Genomic DNA, 17,234 nt, shown 5'->3' with positions numbered 1-17,234 from the left:
ATTAGAGGAACAAAAAGATGCCAAACCTAAAAGCCATTCGTGACCGGATTCAGTCGGTTAAAAACACCAAAAAAATTACGGAAGCTATGCGCTTGGTGGCAGCGGCCAAGGTTCGTCGCGCCCAAGAGCAAGTGACTGCTACCCGTCCCTTTGCCGATCGCTTGGCACAGGTATTGCACGGTCTGCAAAGCCGCTTGAAGTTTGAAGAAGCGAATTTGCCGTTGTTGAAAAAGCGCCAGATCAAGTCCGTCGGTCTGCTGGTCATTTCCGGCGATCGCGGTCTTTGCGGGGGTTACAACGCCAACGTAATCAAACGGGCCGAGCAGCGGGCCAAGGAGCTGCAAGAGCAGGGAATTTCTGTCCGCATGTTTGTGGTGGGTCGGAAAGCCACGCAATACTTCCAACGCCGCGATTACACGATCGATGCGAACTACACTGGCTTGGAGCAAATCCCTACGGCTAAGGAAGCCGCTGAGATTGCGGATGCCATCCTGTCGTCGTTCCTGTCGGAAAATGTCGATCGGGTTGAGTTGATTTACACCAAGTTTGTGTCGTTGATCAGCTCCCGTCCCGTGGTGCAAACCCTGCTACCTTTGGATGCCCAAGGGTTAGAAGTGCAGGATGACGAAATTTTCCGTCTCACCGTGCGCGGTGGAGATTTCCAAGTGGAGCGACAAAAGGTGACAACACCTTTGCAAAGCTTGCCTCAGGATATGATCTTCGAGCAAGATCCGGTGCAAATTCTGGATGCTTTGTTGCCGTTGTATTTGAACAACCAACTGCTGCGCGCGCTGCAAGAAGCGGCTGCTAGTGAGTTGGCAGCTCGGATGACGGCCATGAATAACGCTAGCGACAACGCGAAGAGCCTGATTGGCACCTTAACGCTGTCCTACAACAAAGCCCGTCAAGCCGCCATTACCCAAGAATTGTTGGAAGTGGTCGCTGGAGCCAGCGCTCTGAACTAACTGTCGTAAACGGTGTTGATTTTATTCAACTCCGCTCTGCGATCGAACATTTAATTATCTAGTGAGGACTCAACAAAACTGTTGAGTCCTTTTTTCAACTTTTTTTCAGCTGGTTGATCAGCTTAATCGGCCAACTTGGGCAAGCGCAAGGCTGCGATCAACGCGGGTGTTCCGCCAATCCAACCAATCACGAGCCACTGTTTCCAAGACTTGCCCCGCTGTACCGCGATCGCAGCAGCAACGGTTCCGATCATAAGATGCAAAATTCCGGCGATCGCAACAATCCAACCGGGATGATTCAGAATACCTACAAATAAATCAGGCAGTAAATCAGTCATTTCAGGGATAGCAAAGTCATGGGCAAGGGGTTCTCTCTATGCTATCCTGACTGCGATTCATTGCGCTGACAGGGAGGAACGCGATCGATGCCTAAGTACCGCACTTCGCAAAATGCAAACAATACAGCTTCACCGCATCCCGCTTTTTCCCAGCCTCCCACACCGCAGATCGAGCAACCCTCCCTGTTCTCCGCGAAGGAATTGGCAGGCACCTACGGAACCCAGCGATCGCAGTCCCTCGAAATGGATACAGCCACATTAACGGCTTGGAAACAGCGCATTCTGGATCATCAACAATCCGTCGAAATTGCACCCGCGATCGCCCAAGGCAGTCTCTTTGATTTCGGCTTACCCACAGAATCCGTAGAATCCGTTCCAACGATCGATCCCGATGGCCTGAATCCCTTCAAACTGCCCCAACAAAATACCCAATTCTGGCGTTGGAAAGCAGAGGATGCAGGGGTTTCAGCATTATATTTTGTCTTTGACTACACGTTGCCAATTCTGTTGTACGTTGGTGAAACCGTGAAATCTAACCAGCGTTGGAAAGGTGAACATGATTGCAAACGCTATTTACTTCACTATCAGCAATCCCATTACAACAATAATTTACCCACCCAATTAGGCATCGCCTTTTGGCAGGATGCCCCCCAGGACACCCGATCGCGCCAGAAGATGGAGTCTACGTTAATCTACAAATGGCGATCGCCCTTCAACAAAGAAAACTGGACTTTTTGGGGAACGCCCTTTGTCGAGCATAGCTAAGTCGAGCATAGTTAAGTCGAGCATAGTTAAGTCGAGCATAGTTAAGTCGAGCATAGTTAATCTGTCGAGCATTCATAAATCGCACATAGCATTACCTATGAAAACATTGCAGACTCAAATTCTCGTGGTCGGTGGAGGAACGGGGGGAACCGCTGCCGCCATTCAAGCCGCCCGTCGGGGAGCCCAGGTGATCCTGGTCAGCGAATTTGAGTGGTTGGGGGGAATGCTGACCAGTGCAGGCGTCACTGCCCCCGATGGCAACGAGTTACAGGCTTGGCAAACCGGAATTTGGGGACAATTTCTGCGGGAATTGCACACACGGCAACCGGAAGGCTTGGATCATGCCTGGGTTAGTTTTTTCACCTACGAGCCCCGCATCGGGGCAGCCATTTTTGCCGATTGGGTTAAGGCACTGCCCAACTTAACTTGGATTACCGGACAAACTCCGATCGCGGTACTGCGAACCGACGATCGCATTACTGGCGTGCAATTTCAGGACTATCAAATCACCGCACAAATCACGATCGACGGTACGGAATTAGGCGACTTACTCTCCTTGGGCACCATTCCCCATCGCTGGGGCTGGGAACTGCAAGCGGAATTCCAGGAACCCAGTGCCCCCGCAGAAATGGCCGATTGGATGCAGCGCTATCCAGTACAAGCCCCCACCTGGGTCGTGGTGATGCAGGACTATGGAGAAAACCAAGTCGCTCCAGTGATTCCCATCCCGCCCAACTACAATCCAGCCCCCTTTGACCAAGCGTGGGACCAGTACGGCGGCGAAAAGTTTTTGAACTACGGTCGCCTGCCGGGAAATCGCTTCATGATGAATTGGCCGATTCACGGCAATGACTACGGGGAAGGGTTGGAGCGGCTTCTAGGCAGTGCGAGCGATCGCCAAGCCTTTTTCCAAGCAGCCTACGAGCATAGTTGGGCCTTTGCCTACTTTATTCAGCAAACCTTAGGTCAACGCTATGGGTTAGCAGAAGGCATGTTCCCCCAAGGGCGATCGTTCTCAACCCTGCCAATCACAAATTCTGCCTTTGCCCTCCACCCCTATTTTCGGGAAAGTCGGCGGCTCCAAGGGATCGTAACGGTATGCGAGCAGGATATCTTACCGATCGCCCGCGGCCAAGTTGCCGCTTTACCAATGCAAGTCTGTGCCGAAGGCTGCGCCAATGTAGATAGTCTCTGTACCGCCATCGCGTTCGGCAACTACGCCAATGACCATCACTATCCCAGCGGTGATATCCCCCTCCAGCCCAAATCCATCCAATGGGGTGGACGCTGGACAGGTACCCCCTTCACCATTCCCTACGGGGCCTTAGTTCCCCGATCGATCGACGGTTTTCTCGCCTGCGAAAAAAATATTTCCGTGACCCACATGGCTAACGGAGCCACTCGCCTGCAACCTTTAGTACTCGGCATTGGACAAGCCGCAGGCATGGCCGCCGCATTGTGCGTAGAACTGGATTGTGCACCGAGACACCTACCCATCCGGACGTTACAAAACGCTCTACTAACCGACACCCAAGCCCCTGCCGCTGTCATCCCCCTCTTTAATGTCCCGCTACAGCATCCCGATTGGCTGACCTGGCAAACCTATTATCTCGATCATCCTGACGCCTATCCCAATAACGGCTATGCCCCGGCCAAGCCCTTACCCCTCGATCGTGGCAAATGTGAGTCCTGGGTCGGTATTTTCACGCAGAGCGGAGCCCACACCTACCATCTACAAGTCGGAGATCACGATTATCAACTCGTCACACTGCTCCCGGAAGTTAACATTCTCTTGACTCAATGGGTCTCAGGCCAATCCCTGCAAGTCTGGGGCAACAAAAACCTTGCTGGGCAATGGATTCGGGTACGAGAGATCGAACCAGCAATGTAACTTTAGAGACACTTCTCTGCAAAAATAAAAATATAAACTAAATCTCAAGGACGATCGAAGCAGAAATTATTCATCATTTCTACAATCTTTTCCTGATCTGTCTACGGAGACTTTGTATGAGTGATTAGATACATACCAAGATAGACCAAGCTTATGCGCTCTCAATTCTTGCTCGGACTAACCGGTGTCCTTCTAATCACTGCAACTGTGCTGACCGGGACAATGACTGCTGTAGAGATCTCAGATTCTAACAACATTCTTGCCTATCGTGGAAGCGGTCGGGTAGAAAACGTCGCCTATCGTGGCAGTGGACGCATCGAAGCTCCCGGTTATCGTGGGAGCGGTCGGGTAGAAGTCGCCCATCGGGGTAGTGGTCGTGTTGACCCTCCCAGTTATCGGGGCAGTGGTCGGGTAGAAATTGCCCATCGTGGCAGTGGACGCATTGAAGCTCCCGGTTATCGCGGCAGTGGTCGGGTAGAAATCGCCCATCGTGGAAGCGGTCGAGTGGAAGTCGCCTAGTCACCTTGTCGCCTAATCACAAAGTTGCCTCATTACTTTGTCGCCACTTTGTCGCCTATTTATTAGGATTGCCCGTTGACCTAGGTGACTTCTCAACAATAACCGCAACCGAATAGCGTTCTAGAAAAGCGTTCTAGACATCTCTCGGCACCCAGGTTTTCAGGCTCAGGCTGCAACAAGTTTTTGCATTGAGAACAACTGAACAAATTGCATCCGTCGGTCAATTACATCCGTCAGCGAATTAGAGTTTTCCTTATTATCGATCGCGATCGTTGCCCTCAATCCTGTCATGCAACGAGTTTGACGATTTCGCACAAGTTTTATGATTAACAGCCCTGAATTTCTTGGCTTTTTGATCTCAGGTTGCTTGACCGGAGGCAATGGATATAGTTGTTTGATCAAGTAGTTTATTAACGGATTAGCTGTTACAGGTTGGCTGTTACAGGTTAGCTATAACGGGTTGGTTATAACGGGTTGGCTACAATGGGTTACCTACATTAGTAGGTGACTCGTAGGCGAATCGTAGGCGGCAAACCAGTGGCCGCCAAGAACCATCAGGGGCGATGTACTTTCCAATCAGGGGGCACTACGCTTTCATCCAGACCGATCGAGCACTCACTTTACCCAGTTCAGATCCCGGTTTTTAAGCAATCAATCTAGAAAATGTTATGAACCGGACATGAATGGGTATGCTAAGTGGATACCCTGATAGCAGCGGTATAAAGTCCCCATCAAAATCAGCGATGGGATCCCCAAACAGTTGCTAGTATAAGTTGAGACTTGTTGTAATTCTACGGATTACAAGATCGGTGTTATAGTTTGTCCATTATCTGTCCAGGATGATGGATGGACGCTTTGACTCGATTGGTTCACCTGATAAATCTGTTACGTTGTAGATGCTGACCTATGACTAAAGACCTCGATCTGATCAAACTACTTAGTCCAAGTGCGATGGATCAGATCATGCTGTACCTAGCATTCAGTGCGATGCGAACCGGCGGCCATCGTCACGGGGCATTTTTGGATGCTGCGGCAACAGCGGCCAAATGTGCGATCTACATGACTTACTTGGAACAAGATGGCAATCTCCGGATGACGGGGCATTTGCATCATATTGAGCCAAAGCGAGTTAAAGCGATCGTAGAGGAAGTCGGTCAAGCCTTGACAGAAGGCAAGCTTCTAAAAATGCTGGGTTCCCAGGAACCTCGCTACCTGATCCAGTTGCCCTACGTCTGGATGGAGAACTTTCCTTGGCAGCCCGGTCGATCGCGGATTTCGTCCAGCAGTCTGACCTCCGATGAGAAGAAACATCTAGAGCAAAAATTACCGCCCCATTTGCCGGATGCGCAACTGATCAACTCCTTTCAGTTTTTAGAATTAATCGAATATCTTCATTCCCGATCGCAGGAAGAACTCCCTCGGGAACAGCGGATGCCCTTGAGTGAAGCCTTGGCAGAACATATCAAGCGGCGTTTACTCTATTCCGGTACTGTGACCCGCATTGAGTCTCCTTGGGGAATGCCTTTCTATGCACTGACCCGCGCGTCCTATTCCCCCGATGACGAGGAAGAAAGAACCTATGTCATGGTGGAAGATACAGCGCGTTTCTTCCGGTTATTAAAGGGTTGGGCCGATCGTCAACCTCGGTATATGCGAGTGTTAGAAGCATTGGATATTCCGCCGGAAAAAGTTGATCGAGCGTTGGAAGAACTGGACGAAATTATCCGCCAGTGGGCCGATCGCTACCATCAAGACGGTGGAAATCCCTTTATTGTGCAGATGGCTTTGGGCATTCGAGAAGACTAGCCTTTGACGCCACTACCTGCATCGGTTGGTACGATATATTTCTGCATTACCAAGAAGAACGCCAAAATGGGCGCGATCGAGAGTACCGATCCTGCTGCAATGAGGCGGAAATCGCTGTCGGTGAGTCCATTCAACTTAGCCACGCCTAACGGTAAAGTGGCCATTTCTGGTCGATCGGTAATGATTAACGGCCAAAGGAAATCGCCCCAAGCTCCAATGAAGACAAAAATTGCGAGGGTCGTTAAGGCGGGCCGCACCGAGGGCAACATAACATTCCACCAGATGCCCAATTCTGAGCAGCCGTCCATTCTAGCCGCTTCCTCCAATTCCTTTGGCACCCCTTGAAATGCCTGCCGCAATAGAAAAATTCCAAAGGCAGAGGCGATCGAAGGGAAAATAATGCCCAAATAGGTATTTTGCAAGTGCAGTTGATTCGATAGAACAAACAGCGGAATCATCACAATCTGAAATGGAATGAGAATCGTGGCGACGATCGCTGCAAAGATTTCCTTCTGCCCCTTAAAGGTTAATCGAGCTAAGGGGTAAGCCGCCAGGGAACAGAACAGTAAGTTCAATCCTACGGTTAAGACCGAGACAATGATGCTGTTGACAAAATAGCGACTAAAGGGCGTATTAGGATCAACATTCCAGGCTTTAATGAAGTTGCTCAGGGTCGGCTGTTGGGGGATAAACTGCGGTGGAAATTGGAACAGATCTTCTGTGGGGGATTTAAGCGCAGTGCTAATCAACCAGATCAGGGGAATTAGCATCAAGAGCGCGATCGTACTGAGCAAGAGGTAAGTTGCGATCGTTTTCCAAGGCAGTTTCGGCATAGGTCATAACAGAGCAAAAACAGAACATTGTGGAGCTAACTAGTAGCTATTAAAGTGGAGCCAACTAGTAGCTATTAAATTAGTAACTACTCATGAGTGATTGAGCAGCCATTATTTAGTAGCCACAACAGCAATATTCCAAGCCATCCGTTTCATCAAAGGTAGCTTCTTAATAAACCTATCTAGACGCTCCAAGAAGCTATAGGTGGGCTTGAGGCGATCCTGCTCGATGATAATCTTCTTCCAATAGCGCTCTTGGTTGGGATTGACTTTTTCAATCAGGTAAAACTGCAAAAAGATCCACAGCGTCGCGATCCAAAAGGTATCAAACTTTGTGGTCGAAAAGAGTTGACGTACCTCGCGCACGATATTGATATGCAATGGCATTTCATCTTCCGTTCGCACTTCCGTAGCGATTTTGCGATAGACATTAATCACCGGATTGTGTCTCAGGGGATCCCAAAAACACATCTTGCCCCCCGGTTTCAGAACACGGTGGACTTCCCGAATGGTTTGTAGGGGATCGGGAATGTGGTGCAACAGGTTCGCGGCGTAGACAATGTCAAACGTATTGTCGGGGTAGTCGATCGCCATGGCATTAATCACCCGACCCTCCACCTGCACCCCATTCTTCTCAGCTAGCTTCAGCGCCACTTCCACCATACCGGGGGAATAATCTGACGCGACACAGCGTGCGCCCAGGTTGGCAAAATAAACGCTGTTTTCCCCTGCCCCACAGCCCAGATCCAGAAGTAACTTCCCGCGCACGTCGCCCAAATGCTTCAGAATAAAGCGATTTTCCGGAGCAGTACAGGCTTCAAAGTAGTCCGCGACCCGGATGCCATCCACATCGATCGTGCTAGCCCATTGGTCGTGGAATTGCTGTTCGCGCTGGAGAAGATCGTCTTGCATGGTGGTTGCGAAATGGGGATTGCGAAATGGGGATTGCGAAATAGGGATTACGGGACAAGGGTGGCAAAACCTTGCTTTATTATGCCGGGATGGGACTACTTCCCAACAAAAGAATACCCCCTAGAGATCATCTAAGGGGCGATCGATCAATGAGAGCATGGCAGAATCAAGGCGTTTCTCACCACAGCCCGACTCACGGAACTAAACGCTAGCCGCTTCTAGACCCGCTTCCCGTTGGGCATTGGTTTTGTGCATGTCTCCTGTTTGCAAGACACTGTACAGCCGATTCAGAGCATTCATATACGCCTGAGCCGACGCCACAATGATATCCGTATTGGCCGATCGACCGGAGAAGATGCGATCTTCGTACTTCAGGCGAATGGTCACTTCCCCGATCGCGTCAATGCCTGCCGTCACCGATTGCACTGAGAACTCAATCAACTGATTCGGCACATTCACGACCCGATTGATCGCCTTATACACCGCGTCCACCGGGCCAGTCCCCGTCGCTGCATCCATCAGTTCCGTCCCATCGGGGTTACGGACTTTCACCGTTGCGGTGGGTTGGGCATTGCTACCACAGGACACCTGCACCATTTCCAGACGGAACATTTCCGGGGGCTGTTGGGTTTCGTCATTGACGATCGACTCCAGATCCCAATCGGTAATTTCTTTCTTCTTATCCGCCAGTTCCTTGAAGCGGACAAAGGCTTTATTCAACTCTTGATCCGCCAATTCGTACCCCAGTTCGCTCAAGCGAGTCCGGAAGGCGTTGCGGCCAGAGTGTTTGCCCAGAACGATTTGGTTATCCGTCAAACCGATTAACTGAGCATCCATGATTTCATAGGTCAGCTTGTTTTTCAGGACGCCGTCTTGGTGGATGCCGGATTCGTGGGCAAAGGCATTAGCCCCTACGATCGCCTTATTCGGCTGCACAAACATCCCGGTGGTATTGGAGACCAAACGGGAGGTCTTGTAGATTTCGCGGGTATTGATATTGGTTAGGGAGGCTTCGGAATCCACCGGACGCCCCAGGAAGGGGTTGAAATACTGCCGCCGCACATGCAACGCCATGACCAGTTCTTCCAAGGCGGCATTACCCGCCCGTTCGCCGATGCCGTTAATCGTGCATTCCAACTGACGCGCCCCGTTTTTCACTGCTTCCAGGAAATTCGCGACGGCTAAGCCGAGGTCGTTGTGACCGTGGACGGAAATGATCGCCCGATCGATGTTGCGGACGTTTTCCTTAATCCCTTTAATCAACGCCCCAAATTCCGCCGGAGTGGTATAACCCACGGTGTCGGGAATATTAATCGTCGTGGCACCGGCATCGATCACCGCTTCCAGCACAGGATAGAGAAACTCAGGATCCGATCGACCCGCATCTTCTGGAGAAAATTCCACATCATCCACAAAGGACTTGGCATAGGCCACCATTTCCGGCGCAATTTCCAAGACTTCCTGGCGGGTTTTGCGCAATTTGTATTGCAGGTGAATATCGGAGGTGGCAATGAAGGTGTGAATCCGACGGTGACAAGCCGGGGCGATCGCTTCCGCAGCGGCCTTAATATCCCCTTGGGTGGCGCGGGCGAGGCTACAAATCACGGGGCCATCTTCGGTCCCGATCGCTTGGGCAATTTTGTTAACCGCTTCAAAGTCCCCCGGACTGGCAAAGGCAAATCCCGCTTCAATCACGTCCACGCCAAGTCGAGCCAGTTGACGCGCGATCGCTAGTTTTTCGTCCACGTTCATCGTAGCGCCGGGAGACTGTTCGCCATCCCGCAAAGTGGTATCGAAAATAATGATGCGGTCAACATTCGGAGAAAATTTCATGGCTCGACTACTCGTTTAGATTTCATGGTGAACTTCAAGGCTGGGGGGGTCTCGTACAGCAACCCGTACTAAGTAACTTGTACTAAGTAAAACTTGTACCAAGCAACTTGTACCAAGCAACTTGTACAGGTAGAAGATGTCCCCAAATACAAAAGCAACCTGCTGGCAATGGGTCATTGCGATCGCAGGCTGTTTCTATTGTAATACGAGATATTGATAGTGTAATACAAAATTACATTGTAACTTTGCGGCTGATGGTTTTAGTTTCGTTCTATTGGCTCGGCAGCACGCTCAAACCACGAGGCTCATCCCTTGGCTGGCGGTTTACGAGCGGGGTTACTGATAGGGCTGCTGAGGGACACGATCGCGGGTTCGGCTTGGCTTAAGGCAGTTTGCCAAACCTGGTAGCCTTGCAAGTTGAGGTGAATGCCATCGGTACTCAACCGTTGCTGAAGGTAACCATCCCGATCGACAAATTGACTGTAGAGATCCAAAAAGGCAACTCCCTGTTGCGCGGTGAGTTGGGCTAAGTGTTGATTCAGGACTTCGATGCGATCGTTGGGGATCATTGGGGAGCGGGTCGGCAAAATGGACTGCACGATGATCTCCGCTTGGGGATGGTGACGTTGTAACCGGGTGATGATCTTCGACAGATTTTGCAGAATTTCCCGATCGCTGGCTCCCCGTTTTACGTCATTTACCCCCGCCATGACGTAAATTCGATCGGGTCGCGCCGTGGAAAAATCATCTAGCCGTTGCAAAATTCCCCGCGTCGTATCACCGGAAATGCCCTGGTTCAGCCAAATATCCTGGCTAGGCAAATAATCGCTGGGGTACCACTGGCTGAGGGAATCCCCTACCATCACCATGACTCGCCGAGTATTCTGCTGCCGAGGGGTCTGCTGCCGAGGGGTCTGCTGCCGAGGGGTCTGCCGTCGAGACACCGCCCGTGCTTCCAGTGCCAGCAACCTACGCCATTGTTGATAGGTTGGTTGACCCTGGGCCGATCGCCACACGTCATAAAAGCTATCCACGGGTAACCGGGTATAAAGTCGGCCATGGCGGAGGGAGGTCAAGCGTTGGTGATACAGTTGGATCCCCGATCGGGGCGAAAGCCGTGCCTGCGTCGTCGTCGCGATCGCAATTTTGGGCGATGTTGTTTTTGAGCCTGCCGGTTGCCGTGACGCCGTTTTTAGGGGCAGCGTTTTCAGTTTGGCCCCGGCTGGTTGGTTGGGTGTCGCCTTGGAGGGCAGAGCCGCAGGGGATTTCATCGGAACATCCGGCGATCGTGAAAACTCGGGCTGTGGGGCCAACTCTTGCTGTACCCTAGGCTGAGCAACCACTTTTTTCGGGGAAGTTGACCGGGAAGCGGGGCGAGACGCCTGCAAGTGGCTGGAGGGCGGCACGATCGGGCGATCGGTGCGCTGGCCGGGTGCTTGGCTTAGGCTGATTGCCAATAAACACAAATCACTCATCGAAACCAGGGTGTGACAAATACCCTTCTCTTATCCCAAGATTTCTCGCCTTTCAGGAAAAATCTTCCCCAGAATCGCAGCAAGCTTTGGAAAATGACGCTGACCTTGCCATCAGGTGAGCGAGAATGGGCCAGATGGGGAATATATAGAACTGATGTTTAAGTCTTTCAGGATCTCAGTCAGTATCAATCTCTCAGTTTAATTTCTCAGTTCGGTCTCTCAGTTTAATCTCTAAGTTAAATCTCTAAGTTCAATCTCTAAATCAGTATTGGAAGTGAGAATCTCAGTCAGGAGTGCCGTTCGGCAGAAACGTCGCGATCGACCTAAGAGTCCATTGGATGAATTTTCTATTGAATTAACTTTATGTTGGGCTTTGCATTTGTTGAGCTTTATGACTAGCGATTATTTCTGGTTTAAGGCATAAATCAAGTTCGTCAAACCCGTTACAGAATGTCAGTGCTTGCTGACACTATATCAATAAATAGTTGGCAGACCCATCTCACTGAGTTTCACACATTCCCCTAACTGTCTTGCAGTTTGCTACGCCAATTAAGTTTACTGCGGCAATTAATTAGCCCCATGAGTTTAATTAGCCCCATGAGTTGATTCACTGTACCGATTGGCTTAACCAATTGGTCTTCCCCCATTCACACCTTTCACCATCACGCTTTTGGTCTACCGCTGTGAAATTTGAAGATTACGATCCAGGCGATTTTTATGATGAATTATTCGTTGCCAAGGGGCAACCCCGATCGGAAGCCCTTCCGCTGATTCAGCGGATTGACTCCCTCCCCATGGCAGAACTCCAAAGACGCCAAACCGCCGCCCAAATCACGTTGTTTAAAATGGGCGTTACTTTTAACGTCTACAGCGATAACCAGGGTACCGAACGCATTTTTCCCTTTGATATGATTCCTCGCATCATTGCCATGGAGGAATGGAATTTTCTAGAACGGGGATTAAAACAACGGATTTATGCTCTCAACTGCTTTTTGCAAGATGTTTACAGCGATCAAAAAATTATTTACGATGGCATCATTCCTCGGGAGTTAATTGAATCTGCCAGTGGCTTTCATCCTGTTTGTATGGGCGTTAAACCACCTGCTGGCATTTGGTGTCACATTACAGGGACGGATCTCGTTCGCGATCGGGATGGGCAGTGGTTCGTTTTGGAAGATAATCTGCGCTGCCCTTCTGGGGTGTCCTATGTCTTGGAAAATCGCCGGGTGATGAAGAGCACCTTTCCCCAGGTGTTTGAAAAGATGAAAATCTGTCCTGTTGAGGAATATCCTGGCCAACTGCTGGAAACCTTGTTTAACTTGGTTCCAGAGCATTTACCTGATCCCACTGTCGCACTGCTCACGCCTGGAAGTTATAACTCAGCCTACTTTGAGCATTCCTTCCTAGCCCAGCAAATGGGGGTGGAACTGGTTGAAGGCCGGGATCTCGTCGTGGCGGATGGCTACCTGCAAATGCGCACCACCAAGGGATTGAAGCGTGTGGATGTGCTGTATCGGCGTTTGGATGATGATTTTATCGATCCCCAAGCATTCCGACCAGAGTCGATGCTGGGAGTGCCGGGGCTGATGGAGGTCTATCGCCATGGTCGCCTAGGGTTGGCCAATGCCTTGGGGACGGGTGTGGCAGATGACAAGGTCATCTATGCATTCGTACCGGACATGATCCGCTACTACCTCAATGAAGACCCCATTTTGTCCAACGTCCCGACCTACCTGTGCTGGGAACCCAAACAGCAAGACCATGTGCTGGCGAACTTAGACAAACTGGTGGTGAAAGCAGCTAACGAATCCGGTGGATATGGAATGCTAGTCGGCCCCCATGCCACCCCCGCAGAACGGGAAGCCTTTGCTGAAAAAATTAAAGCCAATCCCCGCAATTACATTGCCCAACCCACCCTGAACCTATCTAGGGTGCCCACGTTGATGGGAGACCAATTTGAGGGGTGTCATGTGGATCTGCGGCCCTACATTCTCTACGGCAAAGAGATTTACGTGAATCCGGGCGGCCTCACCCGCGTTGCCCTGAAGAAAGGCTCTCTAGTCGTCAATTCCTCCCAGGGGGGCGGCAGCAAGGATACTTGGGTCGTCTGCGATTAGAGCCTCAAAACCAGTCCAACACAACGCCGATCGAACGAGGGAAACGGGAGTCAATCTGCTTTATTAATTTTATTTAATTAAAGCAATTTTTCCGCCCGATCGGGAACCCACCCCCTACACTATCTTAGAGGCGCTCTTGCAAAATCTTAGAGGCGCTCTTGCAAACTGCTCTTGTGTCCTTTTGGTAGGCTTGTTTGGCTCAGGTTTAGGGGGTGGCTCAGGTTTAGGGGGTATCTCAGGTTTAGGGGGTGGCCCAGGCTGGGATCTCGCAATTGCAATTACTCACTCGCTGCATTTTTCTGGGTGAAATCAGCCTTGAGTGGGTTTGATAACCGTTGATTGGCTCGATCGTTCCATTCATTTCATTCGCTAGTTCAGTCCTATGTTAAGTCGCGTTGCAAATTCGATTTACTGGCTCAATCGCTACATTGAACGGGCAGAAAATATTGCACGGTTTGTTGAAGTGAATCTCAACCTATTGCTCGATTCACCCGCAGGGATGACCCAGCAGTGGGATCCCGTCATTGCAACAACAGGAGATGCCAAGTTATTTCGGGAACGCTATGGCGAAGCGACGGAAGAAAACGTGATCCAGTTTTTGACGTTTGATCGCGAATATTCCAACTCGATTTTGTCTTGCTTGCAACTCGCGCGGGAAAATGCCCGATCGGTGCGCGAAATTATTTCTTCGGAAATGTGGCAGCAGATCAACGCCTTCTATCACTTAGTGCAGGACACCGCCAAGGCGGGATCGATGGGAGACTGGTTTGCCTTTTTTGAGGAAGTGAAGTCAGCCAGTCATTTATTTATCGGGATTGCCGATGCCACCATGACCCATAACGAAGGCTGGCATTTTGGGCAAATTGGCCGATTCCTGGAACGGGCAGACAAAACTTCGCGGATTTTGGATGTGAAATATTTCATTCTGCTGCCATCGGTGCGGGATGTGGGTTCGGCCTTGGATGAGTTGCAGTGGATGGCCTTGCTCAAATCAGCCAGTGCCTATGAAATGTATCGCAAGCGCGGTGCCCACCGGATCACCCCGACCTCCGTGGCAGAGTTTCTGCTACTCGATCGCGACTTTCCTCGATCGATTCGCTATTGTGTGCAACAGGCCGAGCGATCGCTTCAGGAGATTACCGGAACCCCACGCGGCACCTGGAACAGTCCCGTGGAGCGGACCCTCGGCAAACTGCGGGCAGACCTGGATTACCTGGTGATTGACGAAGTGATTGATAGTGGCTTACATGAATTTCTAGATAGCATTCAATCGCGCACCAATGCGGTGGACACTAGCATTTACGAAACGTTTTTTGCGTTACAACCCATGTAAATCAGCACGTAAGCGATCGCTCTAACACAACGTTCTCTCCCAAACGCCGTGCACTACAGAATTTTCCACACTACGGTTTACCAGTACAGTAAGCCGGTTACCTTACAGCCCCATCTGCTGCGATTACGACCCCGATCGGACGGATGGCAAACGCTGCACGACTTTAGCGTAACCGTCACACCGGAACCCCAGGCCGTCTCTGCCTTGAGCGATTTGGACGGAAACGCGCTGCTGAAAGTCTGGTTCGATCCCAGTCAATCGGTCGAACAATTGACGATCGCTACCCAGTCCCACGTTGAAACCCATCAGGCCAATCCCTTTGTTTACTTGCTAGAGCCCTGGGCGATCGAACTGCCGTTTGACTATCCCAAATCCCTTTGGAGCCAATTGCAACCGTACCTAGGCCGCGCTGAGGGACAAGCCAGTCTCGATCCCGTGGCGGTGGAACTCGCACAGGAAGTGGATCAGGCAGCCAATGGCAATATCACCGAGTTCCTGCATCAACTGAATCAGCGAATTTATACCGAATGTCAGTACACCATTCGCGAAACGGGGCATCCCTTTGCGGCAGGCGTGACTTGGCGGGACAAGAAGGGTTCCTGCCGAGATTTTGCGGTGCTGTTTATGGAAGTTTGCCGATCGGTGGGCTTGGCAACCCGCTTTGTTAGTGGCTACCAGGAAGGGGATCCGGATTCCAACGATCGCCATCTCCATGCCTGGGTGGAAGTCTATCTACCCGGTGCTGGCTGGCGTGGCTACGATCCAACCCATGGCCTCGTCGTGGGCGATCGGCATATTGCGTTAGTGGCCAGTGCCATTCCTGGCCATACCGCGCCTGTAGCAGGACGGGTACACTGCTTCGGGGGCGCGCAGTCTGAGCTATCCTACCAGTTGAAGATTCACGTTTCTGACCAATAGCCAGCTTTAAGGCAATAGCAGGCTTTAACTTGGCTTGGCTAGTCTAACTTGGCTCGGCTAATTTAACTTTGCTCGGCTAGAACGTCTTCGGGCAGATCGGGGTCTAAATAGTGCTCCCAATCCACGTTGGGCATCCGATCGAAGGCATCCTTCAGGCAGGCTTCCCACTGGTTACGGATTTGCACGAGGTAGGAAGCATTGGCTGCCAACCGCAGTTCGTAGTGGATTTTGTAGGTATTGGCTTCGTACATCACCAAATGGATGGGCGGGCCAACGGAAATATTGGATTTCATGGTGGAGTCGATCGACAGCAGCGCACATTTCGCCGCATCTTCCAGGGGGGTTGTGGAAGTCAGCACGCGATCGAGAATCGGTTTACCATATTTCGCCTCTCCAATCTGCAAAAAGGGCGTTTCCCGTGAGGCTTGAATACAGTTCCCTTGGCTGTAAATCAAATAGAGTTCCGGATCTTCCCCCCGAATTTGCCCGCCCAGGAGGAAACTACAACTCGCATCAATCCCATCCTTTTGCAGCCAAGGCCGATCCTGCTCCTGAATCAGCCGCATTTTGCTGCCGATATAACGAGCCACTTCATACAGTGTCGGCAACGTCTGGAGATTGACATCTTCCCTCGCTTTCAGATCCCGACGCAGCAACGTAATCACCGCCTGAGTAACGGAGAGATTACCAGATGTACACAGCAGGATGACCCGCTCCCCCGGCAGGGAAAAGTCATGCAGCTTTTGATGGGTGGAAATGTAGTCTACACCCGCATTTGTGCGCGAGTCTGCTGCCATCACGAGGCCGCCGGAAGTCAAAATGCCTAAACAGTAGGTCATGTTAGGGTCTGAAAGCTAGGGGCTGAAAAAAGATCTCAACAGAAACACGCTCTAAATTAACAGAGAATGGATAACGTCAGCGCAATTTTTATCCCAAGAGGTGCTGATTGTAACTTGAGCTGTTGCAGCCCGATCGCCATGGCCCACTACCAAAAAATTCTCACGATTCGCACCCGAGGCAAATCCCTCCAAAAAATCACCGCTCAGATTCAGGCGATCGTTGCCGAATCCGGGATTCAGACGGGGTTATGCCATCTGTTTTTGCGCCACACCTCCGCAAGTTTAATTATTCAAGAAAATGCGGATCCTGATGTCTTAGTTGACTTAGAAAATTTCCTAGCCAAGCTCGTCCCGGAGGGTCGTCATTACATCCACAGCACCGAAGGCCCCGATGATATGCCCGCCCACATTCGCACCGTCTTAACCAAAACATCAGAGCAGATTCCGATCGCCCAAGGACGGCTCCTAACCGGCACTTGGCAGGGGATCTATGTCTGGGAACATCGCCAGATGGCTCACCACCGAGAATTAGTCGTGCACGTTATGGGTGACTAATGGTGGCTAAATATGGGTGAAGAAATATGGGTGAAGAAATATGGGTGACTAATTAGGAATGCATGGGAAGCTGGGCTAGGGGCTTAACGATCCATGAAGATTCCACAGTCCCCCAGAAATTACACCCATAATGAA

Annotated in this window: 15 protein-coding genes; 9 read left to right on the top strand and 6 right to left on the bottom strand. The window is 50.9% G+C overall.

Annotation, left to right across the window (positions count from 1 at the left end; translation table 11 throughout):
* The first annotated feature begins 17 nt into the window (after positions 1-17).
* The gene (locus H6G21_RS06575) at positions 18-965 is read left to right on the top strand and encodes a F0F1 ATP synthase subunit gamma (protein WP_190571766.1); all 948 of its coding nucleotides are present in this window, start codon (positions 18-20) and stop codon (positions 963-965) included.
* 122 nt (positions 966-1,087) lie between these two features.
* Here H6G21_RS06575 and H6G21_RS06570 read toward each other — a convergent pair whose 3' ends face one another.
* Entirely contained in the window at positions 1,088-1,303 is a 216-nt protein-coding gene (locus H6G21_RS06570; protein WP_190572034.1) for a hypothetical protein, read from the bottom strand.
* Positions 1,304-1,390: 87 nt separating this feature from the next.
* Between H6G21_RS06570 and H6G21_RS06565 the strand changes: the two genes are divergently transcribed.
* From H6G21_RS06565 to hetR, 4 genes are all read left to right on the top strand, one after another.
* A complete protein-coding gene (locus H6G21_RS06565) occupies positions 1,391-2,068 on the top strand; it encodes a GIY-YIG nuclease family protein (protein WP_242041686.1) in 678 nt (225 codons plus the stop codon).
* A 97-nt stretch (positions 2,069-2,165) separates the two neighbouring features.
* Positions 2,166-3,959 (top strand): FAD-dependent oxidoreductase, encoded by a 1,794-nt coding sequence (locus H6G21_RS06560; RefSeq protein ID WP_190571763.1) that lies wholly within the window; start codon positions 2,166-2,168, stop codon positions 3,957-3,959.
* A 222-nt stretch (positions 3,960-4,181) separates the two neighbouring features.
* Positions 4,182-4,478 (top strand): hypothetical protein, encoded by a 297-nt coding sequence (locus H6G21_RS06555; RefSeq protein WP_190571761.1) that lies wholly within the window; start codon positions 4,182-4,184, stop codon positions 4,476-4,478.
* Between the two features lie 906 nt (positions 4,479-5,384).
* Positions 5,385-6,284 (top strand): heterocyst differentiation master regulator HetR, encoded by a 900-nt coding sequence (hetR, locus tag H6G21_RS06550; RefSeq protein ID WP_190571759.1) that lies wholly within the window; start codon positions 5,385-5,387, stop codon positions 6,282-6,284.
* Here the strand turns inward: hetR and H6G21_RS06545 are convergent.
* From H6G21_RS06545 to H6G21_RS06530, 4 genes are all read right to left on the bottom strand, one after another.
* Positions 6,281-7,117 carry a carbohydrate ABC transporter permease gene (locus H6G21_RS06545; protein ID WP_190571757.1) on the bottom strand — a complete coding sequence of 279 codons (837 nt, stop codon included), beginning with the start codon at positions 7,115-7,117 and terminating at the stop codon, positions 6,281-6,283. The genes hetR and H6G21_RS06545 overlap by 4 nt on opposite strands.
* A 111-nt stretch (positions 7,118-7,228) precedes the next feature.
* Positions 7,229-8,029: a class I SAM-dependent methyltransferase gene (locus H6G21_RS06540; protein WP_190571755.1), complete on the bottom strand. Its 801-nt coding sequence runs from the start codon at positions 8,027-8,029 to the stop codon at positions 7,229-7,231.
* Between the two features lie 201 nt (positions 8,030-8,230).
* Positions 8,231-9,862: a 2-isopropylmalate synthase gene (locus H6G21_RS06535; protein WP_190571753.1), complete on the bottom strand. Its 1,632-nt coding sequence runs from the start codon at positions 9,860-9,862 to the stop codon at positions 8,231-8,233.
* Positions 9,863-10,167: 305 nt separating this feature from the next.
* Positions 10,168-11,337: a GDSL-type esterase/lipase family protein gene (locus tag H6G21_RS06530; RefSeq protein ID WP_190571751.1), complete on the bottom strand. Its 1,170-nt coding sequence runs from the start codon at positions 11,335-11,337 to the stop codon at positions 10,168-10,170.
* Between the two features lie 683 nt (positions 11,338-12,020).
* On the opposite strand from H6G21_RS06530, the gene H6G21_RS06525 reads away from it, so the two are divergent.
* The 3 genes from H6G21_RS06525 to H6G21_RS26170 all read left to right on the top strand — a co-directional run bounded on the left by H6G21_RS06525 (position 12,021) and on the right by H6G21_RS26170 (position 15,705).
* Entirely contained in the window at positions 12,021-13,454 is a 1,434-nt protein-coding gene (locus H6G21_RS06525; RefSeq protein WP_190571749.1) for a circularly permuted type 2 ATP-grasp protein, read from the top strand.
* Between the two features lie 382 nt (positions 13,455-13,836).
* Entirely contained in the window at positions 13,837-14,787 is a 951-nt protein-coding gene (locus tag H6G21_RS06520) for an alpha-E domain-containing protein (protein WP_190571747.1), read from the top strand.
* Positions 14,788-14,835: 48 nt separating this feature from the next.
* The gene (locus H6G21_RS26170; protein WP_190571745.1) at positions 14,836-15,705 is read left to right on the top strand and encodes a transglutaminase family protein; all 870 of its coding nucleotides are present in this window, start codon (positions 14,836-14,838) and stop codon (positions 15,703-15,705) included.
* Positions 15,706-15,767: 62 nt separating this feature from the next.
* On the opposite strand, the gene H6G21_RS06510 is transcribed toward H6G21_RS26170, so the two are convergent.
* Complete coding sequence (locus H6G21_RS06510; RefSeq protein WP_190571743.1) at positions 15,768-16,544, bottom strand: proteasome-type protease; 777 nt, start codon at positions 16,542-16,544, stop codon at positions 15,768-15,770.
* Between the two features lie 138 nt (positions 16,545-16,682).
* Between H6G21_RS06510 and H6G21_RS06505 the strand changes: the two genes are divergently transcribed.
* A complete protein-coding gene (locus H6G21_RS06505) occupies positions 16,683-17,099 on the top strand; it encodes a secondary thiamine-phosphate synthase enzyme YjbQ (RefSeq protein WP_190571741.1) in 417 nt (138 codons plus the stop codon).
* The last annotated feature ends 135 nt before the right edge of the window (positions 17,100-17,234 follow it).

It is taken from the genome of Alkalinema sp. FACHB-956 (genome assembly GCF_014697025.1).
Lineage (GTDB): Bacteria > Cyanobacteriota > Cyanobacteriia > Leptolyngbyales > Leptolyngbyaceae > Alkalinema.
The sequence above is the reverse complement of the archived record's forward strand: the minus strand, read 5'-3'. Positions and strand labels throughout refer to the sequence as shown.

Coding starts and splice junctions, on each gene's coding strand:
- H6G21_RS06530 (WP_190571751.1), bottom strand. CDS start 11,337: ATGAGTGATTTGTGTTTATTGGCAATCAGCCTAAGCCAAGCACCCGGC.
- H6G21_RS06555 (WP_190571761.1), top strand. CDS start 4,182: ATGACTGCTGTAGAGATCTCAGATTCTAACAACATTCTTGCCTATCGT.
- H6G21_RS06575 (WP_190571766.1), top strand. CDS start 18: ATGCCAAACCTAAAAGCCATTCGTGACCGGATTCAGTCGGTTAAAAAC.
- H6G21_RS06570 (WP_190572034.1), bottom strand. CDS start 1,303: ATGACTGATTTACTGCCTGATTTATTTGTAGGTATTCTGAATCATCCC.
- H6G21_RS06535 (WP_190571753.1), bottom strand. CDS start 9,862: ATGAAATTTTCTCCGAATGTTGACCGCATCATTATTTTCGATACCACT.
- H6G21_RS06545 (WP_190571757.1), bottom strand. CDS start 7,117: ATGCCGAAACTGCCTTGGAAAACGATCGCAACTTACCTCTTGCTCAGT.
- H6G21_RS06510 (WP_190571743.1), bottom strand. CDS start 16,544: ATGACCTACTGTTTAGGCATTTTGACTTCCGGCGGCCTCGTGATGGCA.
- H6G21_RS06565 (WP_242041686.1), top strand. CDS start 1,391: ATGCCTAAGTACCGCACTTCGCAAAATGCAAACAATACAGCTTCACCG.
- H6G21_RS06560 (WP_190571763.1), top strand. CDS start 2,166: ATGAAAACATTGCAGACTCAAATTCTCGTGGTCGGTGGAGGAACGGGG.
- H6G21_RS06520 (WP_190571747.1), top strand. CDS start 13,837: ATGTTAAGTCGCGTTGCAAATTCGATTTACTGGCTCAATCGCTACATT.
- H6G21_RS06505 (WP_190571741.1), top strand. CDS start 16,683: ATGGCCCACTACCAAAAAATTCTCACGATTCGCACCCGAGGCAAATCC.
- H6G21_RS06540 (WP_190571755.1), bottom strand. CDS start 8,029: ATGCAAGACGATCTTCTCCAGCGCGAACAGCAATTCCACGACCAATGG.
- hetR (WP_190571759.1), top strand. CDS start 5,385: ATGACTAAAGACCTCGATCTGATCAAACTACTTAGTCCAAGTGCGATG.